This window comes from Leisingera sp. F5 (assembly GCF_001593695.1).
Genome location: NZ_LUKH01001401.1, coordinates 1 through 1,054, shown reverse-complemented (window position 1 = coordinate 1,054; position 1,054 = coordinate 1). Strand labels below are relative to the sequence as shown.

General features: G+C 62.5%; 2 protein-coding genes and 1 pseudogene. 1 reads left to right on the top strand and 2 read right to left on the bottom strand.

Annotation, left to right across the window (positions count from 1 at the left end):
* On the top strand, window positions 1-447 hold a 447-nt coding region (locus tag A2I95_RS41780; RefSeq protein ID WP_291738135.1), incomplete at its 5' end, for an MATE family efflux transporter.
* 84 nt (window positions 448-531) lie between these two features.
* Here the strand turns inward: A2I95_RS41780 and arsC are convergent.
* Window positions 532-873 (bottom strand): arsenate reductase (glutaredoxin), encoded by a 342-nt coding sequence (gene arsC / locus A2I95_RS41775; RefSeq protein WP_027259309.1) that lies wholly within the window; start codon window positions 871-873, stop codon window positions 532-534.
* Window positions 870-1,054, bottom strand: a pseudogene (locus tag A2I95_RS41770) (dihydroorotate dehydrogenase (quinone)); the annotation flags it as partial. The pseudogene A2I95_RS41770 and the gene arsC, both read right to left, overlap by 4 nt.

The following is a 1,054-nucleotide window of genomic DNA, read 5'->3' as shown; positions in this document are numbered from 1 at the left end:
GCTGAGGCGCTGGTGGGCGGTGCTGTTGGTGCAAAGGAGCGTGCGCGCGTGCGCCGGGCTGCCGTGGTGACGTCTCAATGGGGCGTTGGCGGTGCAGTCCTGCTGGGGCTGGCTTTTGCCGTCGGAGGTCCCTGGCTGATCGACCTGATGTCAACTTCGGAGGATGTGCGCGCAGCCGGGCGGGTGTTCCTGATCTGGGCCGTGGCAATGCCGGTTCTGGGAATTGCCAGTTGGATGTTTGACGGCATCTACATCGGGGCCACCTGGACCCGCGACATGCGGTGGGCGATGCTGCAATCGGTGGCCATCTATGTGATGGCGCTGCTGCTGCTGGTGCCGGCTTTTGGCAATCACGGCCTTTGGGCGTCGCTGATCGTTTTGAACATCGCCCGCGGCGTCACGCTGGGCCTGCGCTATCCGCGTCTGGAGGCGCAGGTCGGAGTGTGAGCAAGCCGGAATTCTGCGAGAATTCCGGCCCGGAAATCACGTGATTTCCGAGACGTTTTCCGGGCCGGAAAACGTCGCCGGTTGCTAAAGCAGTGCTGCAATTGCCTCGGTCGGCCGGCCAATCACAGCTTTGTTGCCTTTGATGGCAATCGGACGCTCGATCAGGATCGGATGCGCCGCCATCGCCGCCAGCAGATCTTGCTCCGGGCTGTCCTTCGTCAGGCCCAGCTCCTTGAAGACTTTCTCGCCGGTCCGCATCAGGCCAATAGCAGCAACACCAAGTGCCGCCTGCACGGATTTCAACTCCTCCACCGAGGGAGCATCTTCCAGATAGACCCGTGTCCGGACCTCCGCACCGCGTTCTTCGATCAACGCCAGTCCGGCGCGGGATTTCGAACATTTCGGATAATGCCAATAAGTGATCACAGCCAGTCCTTCCGTTTGGTTCCAACCGCTTGCGCGACATTCTCGAACCCGTCCCGCGCCAGAAGCGCGTCCAACCCGCGGGCAATATCCCCGGCCAGCGACAGCCCGCCATAGACCATTGCCGTATAGAACTGCACGGCGCAGGCGCCGGCGCAGATCTTGGCATAGGCCTGCTCGGCGG